Source organism: Pseudonocardia sp. HH130629-09 (genome assembly GCF_001294645.1).
Classification (GTDB): Bacteria; Actinomycetota; Actinomycetes; order Mycobacteriales; family Pseudonocardiaceae; genus Pseudonocardia.
This window is the reverse complement of record NZ_CP011868.1, coordinates 157,716-184,503: the sequence shown is the minus strand read 5'-3', so window position 1 is coordinate 184,503 and position 26,788 is coordinate 157,716. Positions and strand designations below refer to the sequence as shown.

Genomic DNA, 26,788 nt, shown 5'->3' with positions numbered 1-26,788 from the left:
CGTCACCGGCCACGCCCGGTCGGTGCAACCGGGTTCTCCTACGATCGACGGTGTCCGCAGGGGGCGGGCGGGGGGGGAGGTCTCATGACCGCGCTCACGGAGCGACTGGTCGACCGCAGGCTCGGCTTCGGTACCGACGAGCCGTACGTGCGCGAGCGTGACCTGCGGGTCCCGCTCTCCGACGGTGTCGTCCTGCTCGCCGACCTGTACCGGGCGCCCGGCCCGCTGCGGCCGCGTCCGACGGTCCTGATGCGCACCCCCTACGGCCGCGACGGCCTCGGGTCGATCATCGGTTCGCTGCTGGCCCGCCGCGGGTTCCAGGTGCTGGTCCAGTCCACCCGGGGCACCTTCGGCTCGGGCGGGCAGTTCCGCCCGTTCCTGCACGAGAGCTCCGACGGTCTCGACACGCTCGCCTGGGTGCGCGGACAGGACTGGTGCGACGGCCGCGTCTCGATGGTGGGCCCCAGCTACGTCGGACACACCCAGTGGGCGGTCGCCCCCTACGCCGACCCGGGTCTGTGCTCGATGAACGCCGACATCACCGCGTCGGAGTTCACCAGCACCTTCTACCCCGGCGGCGCGCCCGGCCTGCTGAACCTCGCGACCTGGGTGAACCAGATCGGCCGTCAGGAGCGCATCGGCGCGGTCACCGGCTTCCTCGCGACGCCGGTGTTCAGCCGTCGCAAGCGGCGTGCGGTGACCTCCCAGCCGCTGCAGGCCGCGGACGTCGCGCTGACCGGGGCGCCGGTGGTGTTCTGGCGGGACTTCGTCGAGCACGCCGAGCAGCCGCGCGAGTTCTGGGCGCCCGCCGAGCACGACGGTTTCGACGCCGCCGCGATGCCGCCGGTCTGCATGGTGACCGGCTGGTGGGACCTGTTCCTGGACCGTCAGCTGGTGGACTTCACCGCGCTGCAGCGGGGCGGGGCGACGGCGCGGATCACGATCGGCCCCTGGTCCCACGGCGACCGCGGATCGCTGTCGACCATCGCCCACGAGATGGTCCACTGGCTGGGCGTGCACCTGCACGGCGGTGAGCACGACGGCCGCGCCCCGGTCCGGGTGTACGTCCAGCACGCCGACCGCTGGACCGACCTGCCGTGCTGGCCACCGCCGGAGGCCCGCCCGACCGAGTGGTACCTCGACGCCGGTGGCGGGCTGGGTCCGGACCGACCGGCCGGGACCTCTCCGCCGTCACGGTTCGTCTACGACCCGGCCGACCCGACACCGACGGTCGGGGGCCCGATGCTCCAGCCGCCGTCCAAGCAGCTGGACAACCGCGCCGTCGAGGCCCGCGACGACGTGCGCGTCTGGACCGGCCCGCCGCTGGAGTCCGACCTGGACCTGCTCGGTCCGGTGTCGGCCGTGGTCTACGTGCGGACCGGGACGGGAATCGGCGACGTGTTCGTACGGCTGTGCGACGTCGGCCCCGACGGGGCCTCGATGAACATCACCGACGCGATGCACCGGCTGGTCCCGGGCGACGAGGCCACGGCCCCGGACGGCACGACGGTCGTCCGGATGACGCTGAGCCCGACCGGATACCGCGTGCGGGCCGGGCACCGGCTGCGCGTGCAGGTCGCCGGCGCGGCGTTCCCGCGTTTCGCCCGCAATCCGGGAACCGGTGAGCGGACGGCGACCGCGGTCGACGGGGAACGGATCCCCTACGAGATCCTGCACGATTCCGAGCACCCGTCGCACGTGGTTCTGCCGCACCATCCCTGAACCGTTCCGACACGCATTCCCGAGCGTTCCCGGAAACGCGGAGGTCCCCCGCTCCAGTCGGAAGAGCGGGGGACCTTCGGACGTGCGGGGTCACGGATGACGGGAAGACGGCCCCGTCAACGGGCCCGGTGGTGCAAGTGCACTCAGTCCTGGAAGTTGGCCTGGCGGTCACCCTGCGAGCAGTCGTTCGCGCTCGGGGCGTCCTCACCGTTGACGGCCTGGCCGCCGAGGATGCCCAGCACGCTGGCGGCGACGTCGGCGTTGTTCAGCGAGCAGCCCAGGACGTTGGCGTTGTTCAGGGCGTTGACGTCGCCGAGGTTGACCAGACCGGTCTGGTCGCCGCTCACGCGGTCCTTCTCCAGGTTGTTGATCTGGTCGGCGTTGATGCGGTCGCCGCCGTGGCCGTGCCCGTGGCCCTTGTCCCAGCCGCCGTCACCCGCGAAGGCGAGCGGGGAGATGGCGAGCAGACCAGCGGTGACGCCGGCGGTCAGGATTCCAGCCTTCTTCAGCACAGTTACTTCTCCGTTGTGTACGGGGTCCGAGTCGGACCGGCGTGTTCGGCGTGGGTTCGGGAGCCCCGCCGATGCACAGAACGCTATCCGGTCCGTCCCCGATCCGACGAATTTTCTACCACTATCGGACGAGAGGCATTACCGACCGCAAGGTTATTGCTCTCATCCGGCAGCCGAAGAGCCGTGAGAACATCGCGTCCGGACGCCGTCGGCGACGGATCGTCACCACAGTGGACCCGAACGGACGCGCATCCTTCGTGTGGATCACGCTCCGTAACACGTCTCCGCTCGACCGCGTCCGCACGTCACTCCGTCGCGCAGTCGCCTCCTGTGCCCCGCCCGGGACCGACGCACATCACGCGATCGGGGGTCACGAACGGGGACGGCCGCGACCGCCCTCCCGTCCCGTCGCCGCCGGCTCGCCGGTCCGCCCCTGAACGGCGCGCTGGAGGCGGGCCGACGGCCGGGTCGTGCCCACCTGGAACCACGTGACGGCGCACGTCCGCGGGACCGTGCACGTGCACGACGACGTGGACCGTGTCTCCGGGGATTCACATCGACGGGGTCGTGGCCGCTCCTCCCTCCCCCGGCGGCACACGCCGCGATGGCACGGTCACGGTCGGCGCAGGCGTAGCGCAGCGATCCCGCCGGTACCGTGCGGCCGTCGCCCGTGACGTGGACGATTCTCGGCCGGGGGCGTCGTGATCCGGTCTACGTCCAGCAGCCCTTGCCCACGCATCCGGAAGAGATCCGTGAACGAAGTGCCCAGGCTCGAAGGACGTGTCGCCGTCGTGACGGGAGCGATGGTCGGTGCAGCGGGCGGCGTCGGCGACTCGCTCGTCGTCGACCATCTCGACATCGCACCGGTCCGCCGGCTGGCCGAGTACGTGCGATCCGAGCACGGGCGCGTGGACGTGCTGGTCACCCCCGGCCGGCTGCGCTCGGAGATGATGTTGGACAACTACGGGGTCGGCGAGAGCAACTGGCGGGACGCCCTAATACAGATGCGGTCCCGGGCGCCCCGACGGCGCCCGACGGGTTTCGCGCGCTCGGAGAGCCCGCGCTACATCGGACGCGGCGTCGCGGCCATTGCCGCCGACCCGGGCCGGGCCCGCTGGAATCAGAGGTCCGTCGGCTCGGCCGAGCTGGCGACGGTCTACGGATTCACCGACCTCGACGGGACGCAGCCGGACAGCTGGGCACGACACGACTGATCGCTCACCCGCCGGCCGGCCCCGGCTCGCCGCGGTGTCGTGTGGCCGGACCGACGTCCCGATCCGAGACGGCTCCGCCGACGAACGACCGTGCGGTCCGGGTGGGCGGGCATCGGTGTCACCTCGTTCGCCCGTCGCCGATCGGCCGTGTGCCACGACGGCATGGCCACACCGCACTCGTACCGGACACCGGCCCGTCGATCCCGGGCGCGCGCTATCGACCCAGAGGGCTGCGTAGACGCATGAACAGCAGCGCCAGGACGACGCCGGCGCATGCCAGATGCAGACCCGTCTCGACCCAGTGCATCGGCCAGCGCAGGTCGAGGGGGCGGACGAGGACCCAGGTGCCGTCGACCCCGGCTGCCTGCTGGCAGGGAAGGTCGACCGGTGTGCAGTTCGGCACGACCGTGGCGGGGGCACCGGCGACGGTGGGTCCGTAGTCGACGAGCTGGTCGCGGGTGGAGTCGACGTCACCGCCGTACGGCGAGGCACCGACGCGCAGGACCGGCGGGACGAGCACGTCCCGCAGCACGACCAGCGCCACCTCGGTGATCGTCGCGACGGCCAACGTCAGCGCCGAGGCCGCCCTGGCTCGCCGCACGAGCAACCCGATCAAGGCACCGATCGCGAACGCGGACACGGTACGCGCGAACGGTACGGCGCCGCTGGTCGAGAAGCTCTCGAACGGATACCAGGCGTCCGAGGAGTTGAGCGGCCGGAGAAGGAGCGTCCCCACCGTCACGGCGGCCACCGTGACCCCGCCCACGACCAGCAGCGACGTGGTGGCCCACCGTCGCCGGGACACCGACTGGGTCAACAGCAGCACGTGGGTGCCGCGCTCCAGATCGGCGGCGAACAGTGGGGCGCCGAGGAACGCGCCCGCCAGCGCCGGGGCGAGCGTGGCGAACCAGACCGCGGCCTGAGCGGACTGCCGTGCTGAGCCGCCCGGGTCGGCGAGAAGACCATCGAGGCTGCCGGTGATCGACAGGGTGGCCATCAGCAGGGCGAGCCCGGCGACGAGCAGTGTGACGGCGAGCATCGCGGCGCGGTGGCTGCGCCAGATCACCCAGGTCATCGGGCCTCCTCACGGTCGGCGCAGGTGCGCAGGTAGGCGGTGACCACCTCGAGCAGGTCAGGGGCGCTCGCCCGCCACCCCCGGGGTGGTGTGAACGACGGCCCCCGGAGCAGCACGGTCTGGTTGCGGCCGTGCACCCGCTGCTCGACCAGGGTGTGCTCAGCCGACCAGACGCAGGTTCCGGCGGGGCCGTCGAGGATCCGGTGCTGAGCGAGCAGGTCGTCGATGTCGGCGTCGAGCAGGACGTGGCCTTTCTCGAGGAACAGCACGTGGTCGCAGCTGTCCCGCAGGTCCTCGATCTCGTGAGAGGCGAGCAGGGCGGCCGCCCCGGTCTCCGCGACGTAGGCGGTGACCTCGGTCAGTACCCGTCGTCGGGTCAGTGGGTCGAGGCCGGCGAGAGGCTCGTCGAGCAGGAGCAGGTCCGGGGAGCTCCCGAGCACCAACGCGAGCGCGAGCAGTGCCCGCTGCCCACCGGAGAGCGCCGAGGTGTGTCTGTCCTGTGGTAGTGCACCGGCGAGGGCGGCCACCCGGCCTGCGTCCCACCGTCCCCGGTTCAACGATGCGCCCAGGCGCACGACCTCGGCGACGGTGAACGCCACGGGCAGAGGCTGGGACTGGTCGAGGTAGCCGACGGCCGGGTGCGGCCCGCTGAGGGGGACCGCTGCGCCGAGGACCTCGGCACTGCCCTCGGAGGGCAGATCGAGCCCGGCCAGCAGGCCGAGCAGCGTGGACTTGCCCGCACCCGGCGCCCCGATCAGGGCGACCACCGAGCCGGGCTCGACGGACAGGGTGCAGTCGCGCAGTACCGGGGTGTGGCCGTAACGGTGGCCGAGTCCGCGGGTGTGGGCGGCGGAGGTCGCTGCGGAGGCCATGCCCCTCCTCAGTCGTAGTGTCGGTCGAGTGTGGCGCGCACGAGCGCGTCGATCTCCGCGCGGGACAGCCCGGCCGCGACGGCGCGGGCGGTCCAGTCCTCCAGCTCGCCTCGCAGTGGCGAGTTCGCGCCCGGTCCGGCTGCGACGGCGTCGGACCGGATGAACGTCCCCACCCCGCGTTTGGCCTCCACCAGTCCGTCGCGTTCCAGCTCGCGGTAGGCCTTGAGCACGGTGTTCGGGTTGATCGCGGTGGCTTCGACGACCTCGCGGGCCGTCGGCAACCGGTCGTTGGGCTGCAGCGTCCCGAGCAGCAGAGCCTCCTTGGTCTGCAGGACGATCTGGGCGAACGGGGCGACCCCGGATCGACGATCGATCCGATACTCGATCAACAGGGTCCCCTTCCGACGCTGTGCTCTCCCATGGTCGCGGGCCGGGTGCCGAATCCCGTGTCGACACCCGGCCCGCCACTGACCGGGCTCTTCGCACCCCCCGTCCGAAGTGCCCGGTCGTGCTCGGGGCCGGCGGCCACGTCGCGGCACCTCCGACGCCGGCCCCGCCGATCAGGAGGTGCGCAGCGCCACCTGCGGGTACTGCGCGCTGCCCAGCATGTCGAACCGCATCACCTGGTCCGGCCGGACGTCGTAGGTCTGCCCCTGCTCCACACCCTCGAAGGTGAAGGTGACGCTACTGGCGAAGTCCGGCGTCGTCGGGAACACCTCGTGCGACCGCGGAGCGATCTGCTGCTGGTGGCCGGCCTTCGGCCCCGAGGTCACCGTCATCGTCACCGGGTAGTCGCTCGTCTGGATCACCAGCGGTGTCGGGTCGTGCCCCCAGACCGGCGAAGGAACAGGAGACGGAGCCGGGGCCGGCCCGACAGCGGGAGCCGCGACGGGGGACGCCATCGCCCCGGTGGCTGTGCCGAGAGCGAGGCCGGCACCCATGACGAGGGCGCACACGGTCGTGACGGCGCGGCCGCTGGTAGCGGTCACATCATCCTCCACGAGAGCTGTTCACTGTTTCACTAGTTCTCTAGTGAATAAGGTGAATCTAGCAGACGTGTGCGAGTCGTCAACCCACACGCTCACCGAGCCGGTGGCCGCCGATCGACGCCGCGTCCCCAGCACGGGCGTCGGGCAGGCCGCTGGCCCCGACCACACCGCGACGTCTCGCCAGCGGGGGCAGGCCCGCCGAACTGGCGATCACGCCGTCCTCGTCGCGTTGCCCGACCTGACCGCTCCACGGGACGAGGAGGCCGCGTCACCCCTCGCGCGAAGGCCCTGCGAACTCACGTCACGCCGCGGAGTCCACCTGACCCGTCGGCGGCGTCCCGCGCAGGTCGCGTCCTGGGCCGGACACGGCGTGGACGTCCTGCTGCGGGTCTACGCCCAGTGCATCGCCGGTCAGGACGACGCCCTGCGCCGCCGAGTCGAGCAGGCTCTCCGCGACGGCCGTTCATGATCGCGTCCGTGATGCGTCCGTGAACACCCGTAGAAGCCCGGTCACAGCCGGACGGACCCGGACAACGAAAGAGACCCCCGGTTCCAGCGTTTCCGCTTGTCGACGACGGGCTCAGACTGACCCCCTAGCGTCGGCTTGGGATTGACCCCCTCTGCACGACGCTGAGGGGGTGTTGTCGGTGGAGGACTGGGCCGAGATCCGTCGTCTGCATCGGGCCGAGGGTGTCCCGATCAAGGAGATCGCCCGCCGGCTGGGGGTGGCCCGCAACACGGTGCGCTCCGCGTTGCGGGCGCCGGGCCCGCCGAAGCGGGAACGGGGCCCGCGGGGATCGCTGGCGGATGCGGTCGAGCCGCAGGTGCGGGCATTGCTGGCGCAGTTCCCACGCATGCCGGCCACGGTGATCGCAGAGCGGATCGGGTGGGAGCACTCGCTGACCGTGCTCAAGGACCGGATCCGCCAGATCCGCCCCGAGTATGTCGGGATCGACCCGGTCGACCGGGTCGCCTACGCACCGGGCGAGATCACCCAGTGCGACCTGTGGTTCCCCGAGACCACGATCCCCGTCGGCCCAGGCCAGGAACGGGTCCTACCGGTGCTGGTGATGACGCTGGGCTACTCGCGGTTCTTGTCCGCGACGATGATCCCCTCGCGCCAGGCCGGGGACATCCTGTCCGGGATGTGGCAGCTGATCAGCGACGTCGGGCGGGTGACCCGCACGCTGGTCTGGGACCGGGAGTCTGCGATCGGCGGGACCGGGCGGGTCTCGGCACCGGCCGCTGCGTTCGCCGGCACTCTGGCCACCCGGATCCGGCTTGCCCCACCGCGGGATCCGGAGTTCAAGGGGCTGGTCGAACGCAACAACGGCTACTTCGAGACCTCGTTCCTGCCCGGACGTCGCTTCGCCTCCCCAGCCGACTTCAACCACCAGATCGACGACTGGCTGGCCCGGGCCAACACCCGCACCGTCCGAGCGATCGGCGGCCGCCCGGTGGACGTGCTCGCCCACGACTACGCGGCGATGACTCCGCTGCCGCCGCTGGACCCGCCGATCGGGCTGGCCCAGCGGATCCGGCTGGCACGGGACTACTACGTCCGCGTCGATGCCAACGACTACTCCGTGGATCCGCAGATGATCGGCCGGTTCGTCGATGTCGCCGCCTCACCGCGCGAGGTCGTCGTCTACTGCGCCGGCCAGGTCGTCGCCCGTCACGACCGCAGCTGGGCCCGCCACGCGGTGATCACCGACCCGGCGCACCAGCACACCGCCGCGGCGATGCGCCGCGCCCTGGCCCACGACCGCAACACCCGACAGGCCGCAGCACGCCGTCACCTCGACGGCCACCCGGTGACCCTGCGCGCACTGCCCGACTACGACGCCCTGTTCGGTGTCGACTTCGTCTCCACTGCCGAGGAAGCGAGCAGCTCATGACAACCACACCACCGAAGATCACCACCGACCCCGCTGGGAGCTCGGGGCCGGCCGGTCCGGTGCTGGCCGCGGTCCCCGACGGACTGCCGGCGATGATCGCCTACCTGACCCGGGTCCTGAAGACCCCGACCATCGCGGCCAGCTGGGAACAGCTTGCAGCCCAGGCCCGTGAGGAGAACTGGTCGCACGAGGAGTATCTGGGCGCGCTGCTGCAGCGCCAGGTCGCCGACCGCGAGTCCAAGGGCACGGTCATGCGGATCCGCACCGCGCACTTCCCCCAGGTCAAGACCTTGGAGGACTTCAACCTCGACCATCTGCCCTCGCTGCGCCGCGACATCCTGGCCCACCTGGCCACGAGCACGTTCGTCGCCAAGTGCGAGAACGTGATCCTGCTCGGCCCGCCCGGGATCGGGAAGACCCACCTCGCGATCGGGCTCGGCGTCAAAGCCGCCCACGCCGGCTACTCGGTCCTGTTCGACACCGCCAGCAACTGGATCACCAGACTCGCCGCCGCGCACCAGAGCGGCCGGCTCGAGGCCGAGCTGAAGAAGATCCGCCGCTACAAACTGATCATCATCGACGAGGTCGGCTACATCCCGTTCGACCAGGACGCAGCGAACCTGTTCTTCCAGCTCATCGCTTCCCGCTATGAACAAGGCAGCGTCATGGTCACCAGCAATCTGCCCTTCGGCCGCTGGGGCGAGACCTTCTCCGACGACGTCGTCGCCGCAGCCATGATCGACCGCCTCGTCCACCACGCCGAAGTCCTGACCCTGTCCGGGGACTCCTACCGCACCCGCGCCCGACGCGAGCTCCTGGCCAAACACAACCGCGCCAGCAACGACTGACCATCACCACACCACGCCGGGGGTCAGTTCCAATCCGTCGCTACGGGGTCACTCCCAACCCGCCGTTGACACCGCTGGTCGGGGGTCTCTTTCACCTGCTGTGGCTGGTCCAGGATTCGAACCTGGGAAGGCTACGCCGACGGATTTACAGTCCGCTCCCTTTGGCCGCTCGGGCAACCAGCCGGGGTGCATCTCGGTCTCGCTGAGTGCGTGAACGAGGATACGACACGACCTGAACGACCCCGCCGAGGGGTCCCCGACCGACCCGGAGGAGAGACGATGGCCGACCCGTCGTTCGACGTCGTGAGCAAGGTGGACCGCCAGGAGGTCGACAACGCCCTGAACCAGGCCGCGAAGGAGCTGTCGCAGCGCTTCGACTTCCGCGGCACCAACACCACGATCGCCTGGGCCGGCGAGGAGGCTCTGACCTTCGAGTCGGAGACCGAGGAGCGACTGCTCGCCGGGATCGAGGTCTTCAAGGAGAAGCTGATCAAGCGGCAAATCTCCCTGAAGGCGTTCGAGGCCGATGAGCCGCAGATCTCCGGCAAGACCTACAAGGCGAGCGGCAAGATCCTCCAGGGCATCGCACAGGACAAGGCCAAGGAGATCGGCAAGGCCATCCGCGACGAGAAGCTCAAGGGCGTCCAGGCGCAGATCCAGGGCGACCAGCTGCGCGTCTCGGGCAAGAAGAAGGACGACCTGCAGGCCGTCATCGCGCTGCTCAAATCCAAGGACTTCGGCATCGCGCTGCAGTTCACCAACTACCGGTGACCAACCGGCCCTGAGCTGCTGAAACCCTGGCTCAGGGGGTGCCGGGTACGGACCAGGCGGCGGGCCCGGCTGGAGCTCGCGCGGACGCTGGTGCCCGCCGTCGACGGGCTGCTGGACCACCCCCGGCGGACACAGCCGTGCAGCGACCCGGGCCCGTGACCTGACCCGGCTCCCCTAGGCCGGCGGCGCCGGCCGCAGGTGCGCCCACGGCCGCGCCCGCTCCAGCTGCGCCGCCAGCGCCAGCAGCAGCGGCTCCGAGCCCGGCGGCCCGACGAACTGCACGCCCAGCGGCAGCCCGAACGCCGTCCGGTACAGCGGCACCGAGGACGCGGGCCGCCCGGTCAGGTTCGCCAGCTGGGTGAAGGGGACCGGGGCGAAGTTGGCGTCGACCAGGCTCTCCACCAGCCCGAGCCGTCCGAACAGACCGGACGCGCCGGCCCTCAGGAGCGCCTGCGCCCCGATCCGGGCCGCGGCCGGCAGCCCCAGCTCCCCGATCGGCCACGGCGGCCGGGCCAGGGTCGGGGTGAGGAGCAGGTCGTAGCGCTCGTGGAACGTGGCCAGTGCGCGGGTGTGGTCCTGGCGGCGGGCGAGCGCGGCGAGGTAGTCCGGCGCCGGCGTGGCACGCCCGATCGCGGCCATCACCCGCGTCTCCGTCTCGAAGGCGTCGTCGCCGCAGCCGGTCAGCGCCCGCGCCGAGGCCACCTGGGCCGAGATCGTGGAGAACCAGGTGGTGAGGAAGTCGGTGGCCAGCGCCCGGCCGTCGAGGGCGGGGGCGGACTCCTCCACCACGTGCCCGAGCGAGGTCAACAGCTCGGCGGCGTCGGTGGCCGCGGCGACCGCCTCCGGGGCGACCTCGGTACCCAGCGGCGACGCGGTGGCCAGCCCGATCCGCAGCGGCGCCGGGTCGTCCCGGACGGCGTCGGCGTAGGGGCGCTCCGGCGGGCGCACGACGTAGGGACCCTCCGGTTCCGGCCCGGCCGTCACGTCGAGCAGCGCGGCCGAGTCCCGCACGGTCCGCGACAGCACGCCCTGTACCGCGGCGCCGTGGAAGCCCTCCGCGACGTCCGGCCCGGACGGCGTCACGCCGCGGCCGGGCTTGAGCCCGAACAGCCCGCAGGCGGCGGCCGGGATGCGGATGGAGCCGCCGCCGTCGCTCGCGCCGGCTGCGGGGACGATCCCGGCGGCGACGGCCGCGGCGGACCCCCCGGAGCTGCCGCCGGGAGTGCGGGCGGGGTCCCACGGGTTGCGGGTCGGCCCGCCGAGCGCGGGCTCGGTGACGGCACGGGCCCCGAACTCGGGCGTGGCCGTCCGTCCGAACACCACGAGACCGGCCTCGGTCCAGCGCCGGACCACCGTCGACGTCTGGGGTCGCGGGTGGTCGGCGAGCGGGCGGGAACCGGACGCCGTCGGGACCCCGGCGATGTGCTGGGCGAGGTCCTTCACCAGGAACGGGACACCCGCGAACGGCCCGCTCAGCGGGCCGCGTGCGCGGGAGCGGGCGGCGTCGTCGAGCCGCAGCCGGATGGCGTTGATGCCCGGTTCGACGACGTCGGCGCGGGCGACGGCGGCCTCCAGCAGGTCGGCTGCGCTCACCTCACCCGCCGCGACGAGCGCGGCCAGCCCGACGGCGTCGTGGTTGCGGTAGTCGTCCCAGGAGATCCCCACGGCGGGGATACAAACAGATCGGTCAGGGCGTGGACACCGGGGCGGGCGCCGGCGCCGGGGACGCGTCCGAGGTACCGGTGACCCCGACGACGATGCCGAGAGCCAGGACGACCGCGGCCGCGGCACCCAGGACGGCCGGCAGCACCGGCCGGGTGCGAGCCGGGAAGTCGGGCAGCCGGAACCCGCCGGAGCTCCGGGTCGCGCCACCCTCGGGGAGCGGGACCTGACGGACCGGCTCGGGAAGCGGGGCCCGGCGGACCGGCTCGGGGTGCCGCCGGACGGGCGGGGCCTGGGCCGGGGGGCCCGACGGGAACCGCGCGTGCGGGCGCTGGCCCGCCGGGGGCCGGCCCGTGAGGGGATGCCGGGCCACGGGCGGGCGGGCCGGGTGTCGCGGGCCCGCCGGGGCGTACTGCGCGGGGACGTGACCGCCCGAGGCCTGCCGGGGCGGAACGTGGCCGGGGACGTAGCCGCCGGGGACCTGCCGTGGCGGGACCTGGCCGGGACGACGGCCGCCGGGCCCGGCTGCGTCGCGGGGGCGCGGGACGACGGGCAGCACGGTGGTCGGTGCGTCGTCGGAGGACCCGCCGTCCGGCGCGGTGTGCGGCGCCGCGGGGCGGGAGGAGCGGGGCTCCGGCGGCGTCGTCCACGGCCGGGGTGGGTGCGGCCGGAGCGTCAGCGTCCGGGTCGGAGGGGGTCGTGGCGTCCGCATCGGCGACCGTCGGCGCGACCGGGGTGTCGGCGTCCGAGGACGGTCGGGCCGACGGCAGCGCGACCGGCTCGTCGGGGCCGGCCTCGGTGACCACGTCGTCCCCCGGGCGGGCCGGTGACGGGACCTCGACCGGGCCACCCTGGAGCGGCACCGACGGGGTCTCGCCGGTGTCGGTGAGCGCGTGGCGGGGCTTCTGGGACGGGGTCTCGCTCATGGGTCCTCTTCCGCAGGGGGAGCTCTGCTCTGAGAGCTTCATCGCTCCCGGCACCCCGAACCGTTACGGAACAGCGACCCGGGGTCGCGCAACCACCCCCGGAACGGTCCGGTCAGCGGCGGACCATCTGCTGGAGCCGCGCGATCCGGTCGTCGATCGGCGGGTGGGTGGAGAACCACCTCGCCATCTTCTCGCCGGGCCGGAACGGGTTCGCGATCATCAGGTGCGACTGCGCCGTGAGCCGCGGGTCCGGAGGCAGTGGGGCGGCCGCGGTGCCGTACTTGAGCTTGTGCAGCGCCGAGGCCAGGCCCAACGGGTCCCCGGTGAGCTCGGCCCCCGAGGCGTCGGCCTGGTACTCCCGCGACCGGCTGACGGCCATCTGCACCACGCCGGCCGCGATCGGGCCGAGGAGCGCGACCAGGATGATCGCGATCGGGTTCGGGCGGTCCTCGTCGTTGCCGCCGAAGATCGAGGCGAACATCGCGAAGTTCGCGAGGAACGACACCGCCGAGGCGAGCGCTCCGGCGATCGACGAGATCAGGATGTCGCGGTTGTAGACGTGGCTGAGCTCGTGGCCGATGACCGCGCGCAGCTCGCGCTCGTCGAGGAGGTGCAGCAGACCGGTGGTCACGCACACCGCTGCGTGCCGGGGGTTGCGGCCGGTGGCGAACGCGTTGGGTGCGTCGGTCGGGCTGATGTGCAGCGACGGCATGGGCTGGCGGGCCCGCTGGCTCAGCTCGCGGACGATCCGGAACAGCTGGGGGTACTCGGCCTCGGTGATCGGCTGGGCGTGCATCGACCGCAGCGCCATCTTCGCCGAGTTGAAGTAGGCCCACCCGTTCACCGCGAACGCGACGACCAGGGCGATGACCAGTCCGCCGCGGCCGCCGAGGACCCCGCCGATCGCGAGGATCAGGGCGCTCATCGCGCCGAGGAGGACGGCCGTCTTCAGACCGTTCATGTGGCTGTGCACGCCGGCGTCACCTTTCCGTGCGGTCCTGCTGGGGTCACCCTTCTCAACGGACGAACCGGGCAGCGCGTTCCCGGGTGTGACCCGGGCCCGGCCCGGGGCACCCGTCACGTGCGGGAGGCCGACCCGGCGTGGAAGAGTCGGGCCCATGAGCGACGGCGATGTCACGACAGAGGTCCGGACCGAGGTCACCGACGGTGTCGCGGTGCTCACCGTGTCGAACCCGGCACGACGCAACGCGCTGAACCTGGACCTGTCGCAGAAGCTCGTCGCCGCCGTCGAGACCGCGAACGCCGACGACTCGGTCGGCGCGATCGTCGTCACTGGGCAGGCGCCCGCGTTCTGCGCCGGCGGCGACCTCGCGGAGCTGCAGCGGGCCGACCCGGCGACGCTCAAGCGCGTCTACTCCGGGTTCCTCGCCATCGCCTCCTCCCCGCTGCCGACCCTGGCCGCGGTCAACGGAGCCGCCGTCGGCGCGGGGATCAACCTCGCCCTGGCCTGCGACGTCCGGCTGGCCGGCCCGACCGCACGGTTCGACGTCCGCTTCATGCAGCTGGGCCTGCACCCCGGCGGCGGCTACACGTGGATGGCCCAGCGCGCTCTCGGCGCCCAGGGCACCGCCGCGACGACCCTGTTCGGCGACGTCCTCGACGCCCGCGAGGCCGAGCGCGTCGGTCTGGTCTGGCGTGCCTACGACAGCGACGAGGACCTGATGGCCGGCGCCCGTGAGCTCGCGGGCCGGGCCGCCGCCGCGCCGCGGGACCTGATCGTCACGACCAAGGCGACGATGCGGATCACGTCCCGGCTCGACGCGCACGCCGACGCCACCGACATCGAGGTCCGCGCCCAGGCCGAGACCGTGCACTCCGAGGCGTTCGCGGAACGCGTCGCGGCGCTGCAGAAGAAGATCAGCAGGAAGTGACCCGCGGCACGAACGTGACGCGGGCCATGTGACGTGATCCCGGGTCTCCGGACAGGGGGACGAACCGGGAGTTAACCTCGATGTATCGAGGGACAATTCGACGCCGAACTGGGGACCATCAGCCCATGACGACCAGCGACACTCCCGTCGAGGCACGCCACTCCGAGGTCGTGCAGCGCGACCGGGTGGTCATCCGGTTCGCCGGCGACTCCGGTGACGGCATGCAGCTGACGGGTGACCGCTTCACCTCCGAGACCGCGAACTTCGGCAACGACCTGTCGACGCTGCCGAACTTCCCCGCGGAGATCCGGGCTCCTGCCGGGACGCTGCCGGGGGTGTCGTCGTTCCAGCTGCACTTCGCGAACTACGACATCCTCACTCCGGGGGACCGCCCGGACGTGCTGGTGGCGATGAACCCGGCGGCGTTGAAGGCCAACATCGGCGACCTGCCCCACGGCGGCGTGCTGATCGTGAACACCGACGAGTTCACCAAGCGGAACCTGACCAAGGTCGGGTACGCGGCGAACCCGCTCGAGGACGGCTCCCTGGAGCCCTACGCGGTGCACGGGGTCGCGATGGCGACCCTGACCCGGGGCGCGCTGGAGGAGACCGGGCTGTCCAAGAAGGACGCCGAGCGGGCGAAGAACATGTTCGCCCTGGGGCTGCTGTCGTGGATGTACCACCGCCCCTCGGAGTCGACCGAGCGGTTCCTGCGGGAGAAGTTCGCGAAGAAGCCCGACATCGCCGAGGCCAACATCCTGGCCTTCCGCGCCGGGCACGCCTACGGCGAGACGACCGAGGCGTTCGCGGTCACCTACGAGGTCGCCCCGGCCCGGCTGGCGCCGGGGACCTACCGGCAGATCACCGGGAACGTCGCGCTGGCCTACGGGATCATCGCCGCCGGGCGCACGACGAGCCTGCCGGTGTTCCTGGGCACCTACCCGATCACCCCGGCCTCGGACATCCTCCACGAGCTGTCCAAGCACAAGGCGTTCGGCGTGACCACCTTCCAGGCCGAGGACGAGATCTCCGGCGTCGGCGCCGCGCTGGGCGCGGCGTTCGGCGGCGCGCTCGGCGTCACCACCACCTCGGGTCCGGGGATCGCGCTCAAGGCCGAGACCGTCGGCCTGGCCGTGGCCCTGGAGCTTCCGCTGCTGGTGATCGACGTGCAGCGCGGCGGCCCCTCGACGGGGCTGCCCACCAAGACCGAACAGGCCGACCTGCTCCAGGCCTTGCACGGGCGCAACGGCGAGGCCCCGCTCCCGGTGATCGCCCCCTGCACCCCTGGCGACTGCTTCATCGCCGCGGTCGAGGCCGCCGCGATGGCCGTGCGCTACCGCACCCCGGTGATGTTGCTGTCCGACGGCGCGCTGGCCAACGGCTCCGAGCCGTGGAAGATCCCCGCCGTCGAGACCCTGCCGACGGTGGACCCGGGGTTCGCGACCGAGCCCAACGCCCCCGACGGGTCCGGGGAGTTCTGGCCGTACCTGCGTGACCCCGAGACCCTGGCCCGGCCGTGGGCGATCCCCGGCACCGCGGGTCTGGAGCACCGCGTCGGGGGGCTGGAGAAGGCCGACGGGCGCGGCTCGATCTCCTACGACCCCGACAACCACGACCGCATGGTCCGGCTGCGCCAGGCCAAGATCGAGGGCATCGAGGTGCCCGACCTCGCGGTCGACGACCCCGACGGCGACGCGGACTTCCTCGTCGTCGGCTGGGGGTCGACCTTCGGTCCGATCAACGCCGCGGCGCGGCGGGTGCGCAAGCTCGGCCACTCGGTCGCCACGGTGCACCTGCGCAACCTCAACCCGATGCCGGCCAACCTCGGCGAGATCCTGGGCCGCTACCGCACGGTGCTCTGCCCCGAGATGAACCTCGGCCAGCTCGCCATGCTGCTGCGCGCCCGCCACCTGGTCGACGTCAAGAGCTACACCAAGGTCGCCGGGCTCCCCTTCGGCGCCGAGGAGTTGCAGGACGTGTTCCTGGACTACCTCACCGGCAAGCACCCGGAGTCCGCGGCCGACACCACCCCACGGCCCGCCAACGAGACCACTGGAGCGCAGGCATGACCGCCACCGATCTCGGCCTGCCATCCATCGGCGGCCTCGACGGGGTCCCGACGACGGACGCGAAGCAGACCGCGAAGGACTACACCTCCGACCAGGAGGTCCGCTGGTGTCCCGGCTGCGGCGACTACGCCGTCCTCGCCGCGGTCCGCCAGTTCCTGCCCACCCTGGGCATCAAGCGCGAGAACACCGTGTTCGTCTCCGGGATCGGCTGCTCGAGCCGCTTCCCGTACTACCTCAACACCTACGGGATGCACTCCATCCACGGTCGCGCCCCGACCATCGCGACCGGGCTGGCGACCTCGCGGGAGGACCTGTCGGTGTGGGTCGTCACCGGTGACGGCGACGCCCTGTCCATCGGCGGCAACCACCTCATCCACGCGCTGCGCCGCAACGTCAACATCAAGATCCTGCTGTTCAACAACCGTATCTACGGCCTGACCAAGGGCCAGTACTCGCCCACCTCCGAGGTCGGGAAGGTCACCAAGTCCACCCCCATGGGCTCGCTCGACCACCCGTTCAACCCGATCTCGCTGGCGCTGGGCGCCGAGGCGTCGTTCGTCGGGCGCGCCCTGGACTCCGACCGCAAGAGCCTCACCGCCGTGCTGCAGGCCGCCGCCGAGCACCGCGGCTCCGCCCTGGTCGAGATCTTCCAGGACTGCCCCATCTTCAACGACGGCAGCTTCGACGTCCTGCGCCGCGGCGACAACGAGAACCGGCTCATCCCCCTCACCCACGGCGAGCCGATCACCTTCGGCGCCCCGGGTGAGGACGGCCGCGGCTCGCACGCGGTAGTCCAGGACGGGTTCGGCCTCGCCGTCGTCGAGACCGCGTCGGTCGACCCCGCGACGATCGTGGTCCACGACCAGGCCGACCACGAGCTCGCCTTCGCCCTGTCCCGGCTCTCGGACCAGGACCTCACCCACACCGTCACCGGGGTCTTCCGCAACACCGACCGCCCCACCTACGACGACGCCGCACGCGCCCAGGTCCAGGCCGCGAAGGACGCCGAGCCCGACGCCGACCTGCAGGCCCTGCTCAACGGCCGCGACACCTGGACCATCGTCTAGGTGTGATGTCCATGGACGTTGTTCCAGGTTGAGCTGATGACGGCCTGTCGCTGAGACAGGCGAGGACCCCCGGTTGTGAAGTGGAGCTGTCTAGGAACCGCTTCACCAACCGGAGGCCCTTGTGACCCACGCTAACGCTGCGCTGACTCCGCGTGCCCGGCTACGGCTGGCCCGTCTGATCGTCGACCAGGACTGGACCTGCTCCACCGCGGCCAGAATGTTCATGGTCGCCCCTCGCACCGCCCGAAAGTGGGCTGACCGCTACCGCGCCGAGGGCCCGCCCGGGATGGTCGACCGCAGCTCCCGACCACGGTCGATGCCGGCCAAGACCCCACCGAGGCTGGTGAAGCAGATCGTGCGACTGCGGTGGCACCACCGACTCGGACCAGTACAGATCGGCGGCCGACTCGCTCTCGCCGCCTCGACCGTGCACGCGGTCCTGCGCCGCTGCCGGATCAACCGGCTCTCCCACATCGACCGGGTCACCGGCGAGCCCCTACGCCGCTACGAACACCCACACCCCGGCTCGTTGATCCACGTCGACGTCACCAAGTTCGGCAACATCCCCGACGGAGGCGGACACCGCTTCGTCGGACGCCGACAAGGCGCCCTGAACAAGCGGTCCACTCCCGGACTGCCCAGGGGAACCGACTACTGGGCGTTCGTTCCACGCGATGAACCCGGCCGCCCGAGCGGCGCCCTCCGCGGTGAAGTAGAGGTCCGCCCGCGTACGGACGTAGTACGGCGACTCGGGCGGATGGAACCGCCGCGACCCGCTGTGCACCTTCACCCGGTGCGTCTCGGGCGGGTCGCCGCCGTCGGCGGGTGCGAGCACCGAGCCCGGGTACGAGCCGGGCCGCACGCCGAGGGGCAGCGGCTCGGACGCCGCGGACGGGCCGATGATCAGGGAGTCGAGCGCCGCCAGCGCCGAGCCACCGGCGGGCTGTCGCGTCCGCGACGGGATCGGCAACGGCGCGGGCGGGCCGTCGTCGTCCGACGCAGGGGCATGCTCGGGCAACGGGGCCGGTTCGACGTCGTCGCGCAGGGCGTGCCGGCCGGACGGCTCGTCGTCGTCCTCGGCCGCCGCGTCCTGCGGCGCGGGGTTGCTCTCGGGGCGGGGAAGGGGCACCGCGGGTGCCGTGGCACCGTCCGGTGCTCCGGCGCTGCGGTCCGGTTCCCCCTCGACCGGTGCGGCGGGGGCTGCCGCGCCGTACTGGGCCGCGCCGCCGTCGGCCGGGGCTTCCTCGGCCGACGCGTCCTCGGTCAGACCGCCCTCGGCCAGATCATCGCGAGCCGCGGCGACCTGGGCCGGGGCGTTGTGAGCCGCGCTTCCGTCGGCCGGGCCGTCCTCGGCCGGGGCCTCCTCGGTCGGACCACTCTCGGCCGGATCGCCCTCGGCCGACTCGTCCTGGGCAGCACTGTCCTGCCCGTGGGCCAGGTCCTCGTGGGCCGGGTTGTCGTGAGCCGGGGCGTCCCGGGCTACGGCAGCGGGTTCGTCCGTCGCGGGTCCGTCCGTCGCGGGTCCGTCCGTCGCGGGTCCGTCCGTCGCGGGTCCGTCCGTCGCGGTGGAGCCGGTCCCGCCCGCAGCGGCGGTCCCGCCCGCGGCGGCCGGCGGGGCACCGGGCACCTCGGAGCCGGCCGGCACGTCTCCGGTCACCCCGGGGCGGGCTGCCGGGGGGACGACCTGCTCCCCCGCACCATAGGCGACGGCGGACGGTGGCGGTGCGCTGTCCGGCGGCGGTGTGGTCGCCCCGGTCGCCCGGGCCGGGTCGGCCTCCCCGACGGGCTCGAACAGCCCCACGGTCCCGGGTCCGCTCCCCGGGCCGGGCCCGTCCGACGCCCCCACCGTGTCGGGCGCACCCGTGGCCTCCGGACCGTCCTCGACGGTCCCTGCGCGGCGGCGGGACACCAGCACCCCTGCCGCCACGAGTACCACGAGCACCGCCAGCAGTACCCACATCCAGCCCATGCCGGACCTCCGTCCGCCCGGGACCCTCCCGGACCGCTGTCGCCGTGCTTGGTATCACGGATCGTGCCCGCCTCGCCGTCACCGCGCGCGGTGGCACACCCGTACCGGATCATCGTGCCCGTGACCCACCACCCGAAGCGACCATGACCGCCGCCCGTTCCCCCGAACGAACCACACCCGAACGGAGTGAGCGGAACCCCGCCGGGCTCGCCGCGGGCGTCGGCGCGTACGTGCTGTGGGGCCTGTTCCCGGCGTTCTGGCCGCTGCTGGACCCCGCGGCGCCGCTGGAGGTCCTCGCCCACCGCGTGCTGTGGACCGCCGTGCTGATGGCGGTGGTGCTGACCGTGCTGCGCGGCTGGGGCGACGTGCGCGGGCTCGGTCTCCGCGGGTGGCTCGCGACGGCCGCGGCCGCGGTGTTCATCGCGGTGAACTGGGGTCTGTTCAGCTGGGGCGTCTCGGTGGGGCTGGTCGTCGAGTCCGCGCTCGGCTACTACATGACCCCGCTGGTCGGGGTGCTGTTCGGCGTCCTCGTCCTGCGGGAACGGCTGCGGCCCGCGCAGTGGGTGGCGCTGGGGCTGGCGGCGACGGCCGTCGTGGTCATCGCCGTCGGCAACGGCACGGTGCCGTGGCTGTCGATGGCCCTGGCCTGCTCGTTCGGGATCTACGGGCTGTTCAAGGCGACCGCGCCGCTGCCCGCCGCGGCCGGGCTGACCGCGGAGGGCCTCGTGCTCGTCGTACCGGCCGCGGTGTTCCTCGTCGTCCTGGAGCTCTCCGGCGGCGGCACGTTCACCGGGTACGGGCCGTGGCACCTGCTGCTCATGCTGTCCGCGGGTCCGGCGACGGCGCTGCCGCTGCTGCTCTACGGCGCCGCGGCGCGACGGCTGCCGCTCACGACCCTCGGGGTGCTGCTCTACGTCAACCCCACGCTGCAGTTCCTGTGGGGCGTGCTGGTCGTCGGACAGCCGATGGCCCCGGCCCGCTGGGCGGGGTTCGCCCTCGTCTGGCTGGCGCTGGTGGTGTTCACCGTCGATCTGCTGCGACGGCGACGCCCACCGGCGGCTCAGCCCACCCGCTCCACCGTGTAGTCGGTCAGCGTCCGCAGCGCCTCGATCGCCGGGCACGGCGGCAGCACCGCCAGCTCGGCACGCGCGCGGTCGGCGTACCCGGCGACGGTCTCGCGGGCCTTGACCAGCGCGTCACCGGAGCGGAGCAGCTCCAGCGCCTCGGCCACCTCGTCGTCGTCGCTGATCGGGGCGGCCAGCAGCTGCCGCAGCCTGCGCGCGTCGGCCGAGTCGTCGCCGTCGCGCAGGGCGTAGAGCATCGGCAGGGTGTGCACGCCCTCCCGCAGGTCGGTGCCGGGGGTCTTGCCCGAGTCGTCCGACGGCGACGCGATGTCGATGATGTCGTCGGAGATCTGGAACGCGGCCCCGATGACCTCGCCGAAGGTCCGCAGCGCCTCGACGTGCTCGGTCGGCGCACCGGAGAACATGCCTCCGTAACGGCCCGAGGTCGCGATGAGCGACCCGGTCTTCTCCGCGACCACCCGCAGGTAGTGCTGCACCGGGTCGTCCGACGCCTTGGGGCCCCGGGTCTCGCGCATCTGGCCGGTCACCAGCAGGGCGAACGTCTCGGCGATGATCCGCACCGCGTCCGGGCCGAGGTCGGCGACCAGCCGCGACGCGTGTGCGAACAGGAAGTCCCCGGTCAGGATCGCGACCGAGTTGTCCCAGCGCGAGTTCGCGGACTCCGCGCCCCGCCGCATGGACGCCTCGTCCATCACGTCGTCGTGGTACAGCGTCGCCAGGTGGATCAGCTCCACCACGGCGGCCGCCGTGATCACCTCGTCGCGTTCGGGATGCGGTCCCACCTGGGCCGCGAGCAGCGTGAACAGCGGCCGGAACCGCTTCCCGCCGGCCTCGATGAGGTGCAACGAGGTCTCGGTGACGAACTCGTAGTCGCTGTGCACCTCGCGGTGCAGCAGGTCCTCGACCCGCTTCAGCCCGTCCGCCGTGGCCTCGGCCAGGACCGGATCGGCCATCCGGATCCCGGCCACGCTCTGTGTCTCCACCCCCACAGCGTACGAATCTCAGCCCGCGAACGCGCCGCTGGCGGCCCATTCGAGGACAGGTGTGGGAAGAATCCCGAGAACGAGGGTCGCCAGCGTGCCCAGTGTGATGGCCACGGTGGTGAACGCCCCGGGCACGACGACGGCCGGACCGTCCTCCGCGGGCTCGGAGAAGTACATGAGCACCACGATGCGCAGGTAGAAGAACGCGGCCACCGCGGACGCGACCAGCGCGATCACCACGAGCGGCACCATGCCGTCCGCCGACGCCGCCGAGAACACCGCGAACTTGGCGGTGAACCCGCTGGTCAGCGGGATCCCGGCGAGCGCGAGCAACAGGAACGTCATGATCCCGGCCACGAGCGGGGACCGCTTCGCCAGGCCCGCCCAGGCCGCCAGCTCCGACGCCTCGCCGTCACCGGTACGGATCAGCGAGATGATCCCGAAGACCGCGACCGTCGTGAAGCCGTAGGCCAGCAGGTAGAACATCAGGCCCGCGGTGCCCTGCGGGGTCAGCGCCATCGCGCCGAGCAGGATGAACCCGGCGTGCGCGATCGAGGAGTAGGCGATCATGCGCTTCACGTCGGTCTGGGTGAGCCCCAGCACCGCGCCGACGACCATCGACACGACCGCGACCACCCACAGCACGCCGCGCCACTCCCACACGGTGCTGCCGAAGCCGACGTAGAGCACCCGGGCGATCGCGCCGAACGCGGCGACCTTCGTGCAGGCCGCCATGAACGCCGTGACCGGTGTCGGGGCGCCCTGGTAGACGTCAGGGGTCCAGGTGTGGAACGGGGCCACCGAGCCCTTGAACAGCAGTCCCACCAGCAGCAGCGCCAGACCAGCGAACAGCAGTGTGTCCGAGGCCAGGGTGCCCGCGGCGGCCTGCGAGATCGCCGAGAGTCGCACCGAGCCCGCGTAGCCGTAGAGCAGCGCGATGCCGTAGAGGAAGAACGCCGAGCCGAACGCACCCAGCAGGAAGTACTTGACAGCGGACTCCTGCGACAGCAGCCGGCGGCGGCGCGCCAGCCCGCACATCAGGTACAGCGGCAGCGACAGGACCTCGAGCGCGATGAACATCGTCAGCAGGTCGTTCGCCGCGACGAAGGCCATCATGCCGCCGAGCGCGAACAGCACGAACGGGAACGGCTCGGTCTGCATCGTCGGCGCCTCGTCGGGCGCCCCGTAGGAGCGGTCGACGTGCTCACCGCCGACCGGGGTGGCCGGGCCGCCGCCGGAGCGGACCGCGGCCCGCTCGGCGGCCGAGGCGACGAACACCCCACCCGGCTCCACCGACCGGTCCGCGATCAGCAGCAGGCTGGGGATCGCGAGGACGATCAACGTGCCCCACAGGAACAGCGACGGCGCGTCCACCGACAGGGCGGTGCCGAAGGTCAGCACGGCGGCCGGGGACCCGAGCGCGTACCCGGCCAGCGCGACGAGCGCCGCGACCAGGGTCAGGCCGGTCAGCAGAACCTGCACGGGCCAGCGCTGGTGCCGCGGGAGGAACGCCTCCAGCAGCACCGACACGCAGGCACCCGCGAACACGATCCACAGCGGCGCGGTGGCCGCCCAGTCGACCGCGGGCATCTCGATCGGGGCCACCTGGGCGGGGAGAACCAACGAGCTCATCGAGCGATCCCTCCAGCGACGACCGGGTCGGGCAGGCCGAGCTCGGTCATCGTCGCCGTCACCGACGGGTTGATCAGGTCGAGCACCGGGCCCGGGTAGAAGCCGAGCACCACGATCGCGACGATCAGCGGCGCGAGCACGCCGATCTCACGGGCCGTGAGGTCGGGGAAACCGGAGCCCGTGCGCTGCGCGGCGACCGCCGGGTCGATCATCGACCCCGGGCCGCCCGCGCCACCGCGCTCCAGCGCCGCCATGACCGCGGTGCCGCGCACCGGGCCCTGCATCGTGCGCTGGTAGAACCAGAGCACGTAGAGAGCGGCGAAGATGATGCCGATCGTCGCGATCACGGTGAACACCGGCCGGTTCGGGAACGACCCGACCAGCACCAGGAACTCCGAGACGAACGAGTTCGTGCCGGGCAGCGCCAGCGAGCTCATCCCGGCCAGCAGCAGGCAGCCCGCCATCACCGGCGCGATCTTCGCGACGCCGCCGTAGTCGGCGATCAGGCGCGAGCCGCCGCGGCTGATCAGCACGCCGACCATCACGAACAGCATGCCGGTCGAGAGACCGTGGTTGACCATGTACAGCGTCGCGCCGGCGAAGGCCTGGCTGGAGAACGCGAACACCCCGAGCGCGATGAAGCCGAAGTGCGCGACCGAGGTGTAGGCGACGAACCGGCCCATGTCGGTCTGGGCGACCGCCAGCAGCGCGGCGTAGACGATCCCGGCGACGGCGAGCACCAGCACCAGCGGCGCGAGGACCTGGCTGGCCTGCGGGAACAGCGGCAGCAGGTAGCGCAGGAAGCCGTAGGTGCCGACCTTGTCGAGCACACCGACCAGCAGCACCGCGCCGACGATCGGAGCCTCGGCACCCGCGTCGGGCAGCCAGGTGTGGAACGGCACCAGCGGCGCCTTGATCGCGAACGCGACGAAGAAGCCGAGGAACAGCCAGATCTGGGTCGACTCCGGCACGCTCGACGCCATCGCCTGCAGCTCGGCCCAGGTGAACGTGCCCTGGCCCAGCTGCTGCTCGCTCACGACGAACAGCCCGATCAGCGACGCCAGCATGATCAGGCCGCCGAGCAGCGAGTACAGGAAGAACTTGACCGCCGCGTACTGCCGTCGCGGCCCACCGAATCGGCCGATCAGGAAGTACATCGGGACCAGCATGGCCTCGAAGAACACGTAGAAGAGGAAGACGTCGGTGGCCGCGAAGACGCCGACCAGCGTCGCCTGGGTCGCCAGCAGCAGTGCGAAGTACCCGGCGGCCGAGCGGCCCTCGGGCAGCTTCTCCGCCCACGCGAACAGCATCAGCCCGGGCACCAGGAACGCGGTGAGCCCGATCAGGGCCAGCGCGATCCCGTCGACGCCGAACGCGATGTGCGTGCCGAACGCGGGGATCCAGGACATCGAGAACTCGAGCTGGAACCGGGCGCCGGCCTGCGCCGCGGGGATGGAGTAGAGCGCCCACGCGACGACGACGAGCACCAGCTCGAGCAGCGCCGTCGCCATCGCGACCGCCTTGGCGGCCCCGGTGTTGGCACGCAGCGGGTACATGACCAGCGCGCCGAGCACCGGCACCAGCAGCAGGACGATCAGGAACGGGTTGCCCCCGGAGCCGGGGACGATGGGAGCCGTGTCCAGGGGAGTCATGAGACGAACCTCACCGCCAGCATCGCGGCGACGACGATGACCGCCCCGCCGAGCATCGAGAGTGCGTACGACCGGACGAAGCCGGTCTGGAGCCGGCGCAGGCGGCCGGACCCGCCGCCGAACGCCGACGCGGTGCCGTTGACGGCCCCGTCGATGCCGCGGTCGTCGAACCAGGCCAGCAGCCGGGTCAGCGCGATGCCGGGCCGCTCGATGAACGCCTCGTTGAAGGCGTTCGCGCCGAGGTCCGCGCGGGCCGCGGCGACGACCGGCGACACCCGCTGCGGGCGCTGCACCGGCACCGGGGAGCGCCCGACGAACAGGTAGCCCGCCAGCACACCGAGCAGCGAGACCCCGACCACCAGCCACGGGATCACCGCGTGCGGCAGGGCACCGCCCTCGAGCTCGACGCGCTCCCCCACCACCGGGGCGAGCCACTCCGGGATCAGCCCGTAGAGCACGCCACCGCCGAAGACGGAGCCGACGGCCAGCACGATCATCGGGACGGTCATCGTCGCCGGGGACTCGTGCGGGTGGTAGTCGCGGCCGTCGGTGGACTGCACCGTGCGCCAGCGCTCCGCACCGAAGAACGTCATGATCATCAGGCGGGTCATGTAGAACGCGGTGAGACCGGCCGCGAGCGTCGCGAGCCCGCCGAACACCCAGCCCTGCCAGCCCTCCTGCGCGAACGCGGCCTCGATGATCGCGTCCTTGGAGAAGTAGCCGGACAGGAACGGGAAGCCGATCAGCGCGAGGTAGCCGAGGCCGAAGGTCACGAAGGTGACTGGCATCTTGCGCCACAGGCCGCCGAACCGGCGCATGTCGACGTCGTCGTTCATGGCGTGCATGACCGACCCGGCGCCGAGGAACAGCCCGGCCTTGAAGAAGCCGTGGGTCAGCAGGTGCAGGATGCCCAGTGCGTACCCGGCCGGCCCGAGCCCGACGGCGAGGATCATGTAGCCGATCTGGCTGACCGTGGAGTAGGCCAGGACCTTCTTGATGTCGTCGTAGGCGCAGCCGATGATCGCGCCGATCATCAGCGTGACGACACCGATGAGCGCGACGACCAGCCGTCCGGTCTCGGACAGGTTGTAGATCGGCGAGGCCCTGGCGATCAGGTAGACGCCCGCGGTGACCATCGTGGCCGCGTGGATGAGGGCCGAGACCGGGGTCGGGCCCTCCATCGCGTCCGGGAGCCAGGACTGCAGCGGGAACTGGCCGGACTTGCCGCAGGCGCCGAGCAGGAGCAGCAGCGTGATCGCCAGGACCGTGCCGCTGCCGACCTCGCCGATGCGTGCGAACACCTCCGTGTACTGCAGCGTCCCGAGCTCCAGCCAGAGCAGGAAGATCGCGATCGCCAGGCCGACGTCGCCGACCCGGTTCATCAGGAACGCCTTCTTCGCCGCCGTCGCCGCCGACGGCCGGTCCTGGTAGAAGCCGATCAGCAGGTACGACGCCAGACCGACGCCCTCCCAGCCGAGGTAGAGCATCACGAAGTTGTTGCCGAGGACCAGCACCAGCATGGCGGCGACGAACAGGTTCAGCTGCGCGAAGAACCGCCGCCGGTTCGGGTCGTGGCTCATGTAGCCCACCGAGTAGAGGTGGATGAGCGCCCCGACCCCGGTGATCAGCAGCACGAACGTCAGCGACAGCGTGTCGATTCGGAGCCCGAAGTCGACCTCCAGCGCGCCGGAGGACATCCAGGACCACAGCGACTGCTCGCGCAGCCGCTCGTCGGCGGGCAGACCGAGGGTCTGCAGGACGATCGCCACACCGACGACGAACGCGCCGACGACGGTCGCGACGCCGAGCCAGTGGCCCCAGGCGTCGGCCCGCCGTCCGGCGAGGAAGAGCACTAGGGCACCGGCCGCGGGGAGCGCGATCAGCAACCAGGCCAGCGAGGCGGCGCCGGTCGCCTGCGGGGCGGCCTGTGCGAGAAGGACGGTCACCTGC

22 protein-coding genes, 1 tRNA gene and 1 pseudogene are annotated in these 26,788 nt (G+C 72.1%); 11 read left to right on the top strand and 13 right to left on the bottom strand.

The genetic code is table 11. From position 1 onward, the window contains the following. Window positions 1–84 precede the first annotated feature (84 nt). Complete coding sequence (locus XF36_RS00820) at window positions 85–1,722, top strand: CocE/NonD family hydrolase (RefSeq protein WP_060710504.1); 1,638 nt, start codon at window positions 85–87, stop codon at window positions 1,720–1,722. A 143-nt stretch (window positions 1,723–1,865) separates the two neighbouring features. Here the strand turns inward: XF36_RS00820 and XF36_RS00815 are convergent, their stop codons facing one another. Beyond that, a complete protein-coding gene (locus XF36_RS00815) occupies window positions 1,866–2,234 on the bottom strand; it encodes a hypothetical protein (RefSeq protein ID WP_060710503.1) in 369 nt (122 codons plus the stop codon). A gap of 470 nt (window positions 2,235–2,704) precedes the next feature. Here XF36_RS00815 and XF36_RS29785 point away from each other — a divergent pair, with 470 nt between their 5' ends. Then, a complete protein-coding gene (locus XF36_RS29785) occupies window positions 2,705–2,908 on the top strand; it encodes a hypothetical protein (protein WP_082375082.1) in 204 nt (67 codons plus the stop codon). Window positions 2,909–3,025: 117 nt separating this feature from the next. Next, entirely contained in the window at window positions 3,026–3,448 is a 423-nt protein-coding gene (locus tag XF36_RS00810; RefSeq protein WP_202968462.1) for a hypothetical protein, read from the top strand. 214 nt (window positions 3,449–3,662) lie between these two features. Here XF36_RS00810 and XF36_RS00805 read toward each other — a convergent pair whose 3' ends face one another. The 4 genes from XF36_RS00805 to XF36_RS00790 all read right to left on the bottom strand — a co-directional run bounded on the left by XF36_RS00805 (window position 3,663) and on the right by XF36_RS00790 (window position 6,204). Further along, entirely contained in the window at window positions 3,663–4,523 is an 861-nt protein-coding gene (locus tag XF36_RS00805) for an ABC transporter permease (RefSeq protein ID WP_060710501.1), read from the bottom strand. After that, the gene (locus XF36_RS00800; RefSeq protein WP_060710500.1) at window positions 4,520–5,395 is read right to left on the bottom strand and encodes an ATP-binding cassette domain-containing protein; all 876 of its coding nucleotides are present in this window, start codon (window positions 5,393–5,395) and stop codon (window positions 4,520–4,522) included. The genes XF36_RS00805 and XF36_RS00800 overlap by 4 nt, the downstream gene beginning before the upstream one ends. An 8-nt stretch (window positions 5,396–5,403) precedes the next feature. Next, window positions 5,404–5,784 (bottom strand): GntR family transcriptional regulator, encoded by a 381-nt coding sequence (locus tag XF36_RS00795; protein WP_060710499.1) that lies wholly within the window; start codon window positions 5,782–5,784, stop codon window positions 5,404–5,406. Window positions 5,785–5,955: 171 nt separating this feature from the next. After that, entirely contained in the window at window positions 5,956–6,204 is a 249-nt protein-coding gene (locus XF36_RS00790) for a hypothetical protein (protein WP_060710498.1), read from the bottom strand. Between the two features lie 818 nt (window positions 6,205–7,022). On the opposite strand from XF36_RS00790, the gene istA reads away from it, so the two are divergent. Both istA and istB read left to right on the top strand, forming a co-directional pair. Further along, entirely contained in the window at window positions 7,023–8,282 is a 1,260-nt protein-coding gene (gene istA, locus XF36_RS00780; protein ID WP_145981219.1) for an IS21 family transposase, read from the top strand. Next, window positions 8,279–9,130, top strand: coding sequence for an IS21-like element helper ATPase IstB (gene istB / locus XF36_RS00775; protein ID WP_060713594.1), 852 nt, complete (start codon window positions 8,279–8,281; stop codon window positions 9,128–9,130). The genes istA and istB overlap by 4 nt, the downstream gene beginning before the upstream one ends. A 101-nt stretch (window positions 9,131–9,231) precedes the next feature. On the opposite strand, the gene XF36_RS00770 is transcribed toward istB, so the two are convergent. Beyond that, window positions 9,232–9,313 (bottom strand) — tRNA-Tyr (locus XF36_RS00770). 96 nt (window positions 9,314–9,409) lie between these two features. On the opposite strand from XF36_RS00770, the gene XF36_RS00765 reads away from it, so the two are divergent. Beyond that, window positions 9,410–9,901 carry a YajQ family cyclic di-GMP-binding protein gene (locus XF36_RS00765; protein WP_060710495.1) on the top strand — a complete coding sequence of 164 codons (492 nt, stop codon included), beginning with the start codon at window positions 9,410–9,412 and terminating at the stop codon, window positions 9,899–9,901. 174 nt (window positions 9,902–10,075) lie between these two features. Here the strand turns inward: XF36_RS00765 and XF36_RS00760 are convergent, their stop codons facing one another. From XF36_RS00760 to htpX, 3 genes are all read right to left on the bottom strand, one after another. Then, on the bottom strand, window positions 10,076–11,560 hold the full coding sequence (locus XF36_RS00760; RefSeq protein WP_060714313.1) for an amidase: 1,485 nt from the start codon (window positions 11,558–11,560) through the stop codon (window positions 10,076–10,078). A gap of 28 nt (window positions 11,561–11,588) precedes the next feature. Further along, the gene (locus XF36_RS00755) at window positions 11,589–12,275 is read right to left on the bottom strand and encodes a hypothetical protein (protein ID WP_145981218.1); all 687 of its coding nucleotides are present in this window, start codon (window positions 12,273–12,275) and stop codon (window positions 11,589–11,591) included. Between the two features lie 326 nt (window positions 12,276–12,601). Further along, window positions 12,602–13,462, bottom strand: coding sequence for a zinc metalloprotease HtpX (gene htpX / locus XF36_RS00745; protein ID WP_060710492.1), 861 nt, complete (start codon window positions 13,460–13,462; stop codon window positions 12,602–12,604). Window positions 13,463–13,607: 145 nt separating this feature from the next. Between htpX and XF36_RS00740 the strand changes: the two genes are divergently transcribed. From XF36_RS00740 to rarD, 5 genes and pseudogenes are all read left to right on the top strand, one after another. Then, window positions 13,608–14,381 (top strand): enoyl-CoA hydratase, encoded by a 774-nt coding sequence (locus tag XF36_RS00740; protein WP_060710491.1) that lies wholly within the window; start codon window positions 13,608–13,610, stop codon window positions 14,379–14,381. A 125-nt stretch (window positions 14,382–14,506) separates the two neighbouring features. Then, window positions 14,507–16,450, top strand: a complete 1,944-nt coding sequence (locus XF36_RS00735; RefSeq protein ID WP_060710490.1) for a 2-oxoacid:acceptor oxidoreductase subunit alpha — start codon at window positions 14,507–14,509, stop codon at window positions 16,448–16,450. Further along, window positions 16,447–17,517 (top strand): 2-oxoacid:ferredoxin oxidoreductase subunit beta, encoded by a 1,071-nt coding sequence (locus XF36_RS00730; protein WP_060710489.1) that lies wholly within the window; start codon window positions 16,447–16,449, stop codon window positions 17,515–17,517. Before XF36_RS00735 ends, XF36_RS00730 begins: the two co-directional genes overlap by 4 nt. Window positions 17,518–17,638: 121 nt before the next feature. Continuing rightward, window positions 17,639–18,172, top strand: a pseudogene (locus XF36_RS29780) (leucine zipper domain-containing protein); the annotation flags it as partial. Between the two features lie 1,457 nt (window positions 18,173–19,629). After that, complete coding sequence (rarD, locus tag XF36_RS00720; protein ID WP_060710487.1) at window positions 19,630–20,571, top strand: EamA family transporter RarD; 942 nt, start codon at window positions 19,630–19,632, stop codon at window positions 20,569–20,571. On the opposite strand, the gene XF36_RS00715 is transcribed toward rarD, so the two are convergent. The 4 genes from XF36_RS00715 to nuoL are packed head-to-tail and all read right to left on the bottom strand — an operon-like array spanning window position 20,547 to window position 26,784. Continuing rightward, entirely contained in the window at window positions 20,547–21,524 is a 978-nt protein-coding gene (locus XF36_RS00715; protein WP_051050104.1) for a polyprenyl synthetase family protein, read from the bottom strand. The two genes, rarD and XF36_RS00715, sit on opposite strands and share 25 nt — an antisense overlap. Before the next feature lie 48 nt (window positions 21,525–21,572). Next, window positions 21,573–23,186 (bottom strand): NADH-quinone oxidoreductase subunit NuoN, encoded by a 1,614-nt coding sequence (nuoN, locus tag XF36_RS00710; RefSeq protein WP_060710486.1) that lies wholly within the window; start codon window positions 23,184–23,186, stop codon window positions 21,573–21,575. Continuing rightward, window positions 23,183–24,838, bottom strand: a complete 1,656-nt coding sequence (locus XF36_RS00705; RefSeq protein ID WP_060710485.1) for an NADH-quinone oxidoreductase subunit M — start codon at window positions 24,836–24,838, stop codon at window positions 23,183–23,185. Before XF36_RS00705 ends, nuoN begins: the two co-directional genes overlap by 4 nt. Beyond that, a complete protein-coding gene (gene nuoL, locus XF36_RS00700; RefSeq protein WP_060710484.1) occupies window positions 24,835–26,784 on the bottom strand; it encodes an NADH-quinone oxidoreductase subunit L in 1,950 nt (649 codons plus the stop codon). The genes XF36_RS00705 and nuoL overlap by 4 nt, the downstream gene beginning before the upstream one ends. Window positions 26,785–26,788: the final 4 nt, after the last annotated feature.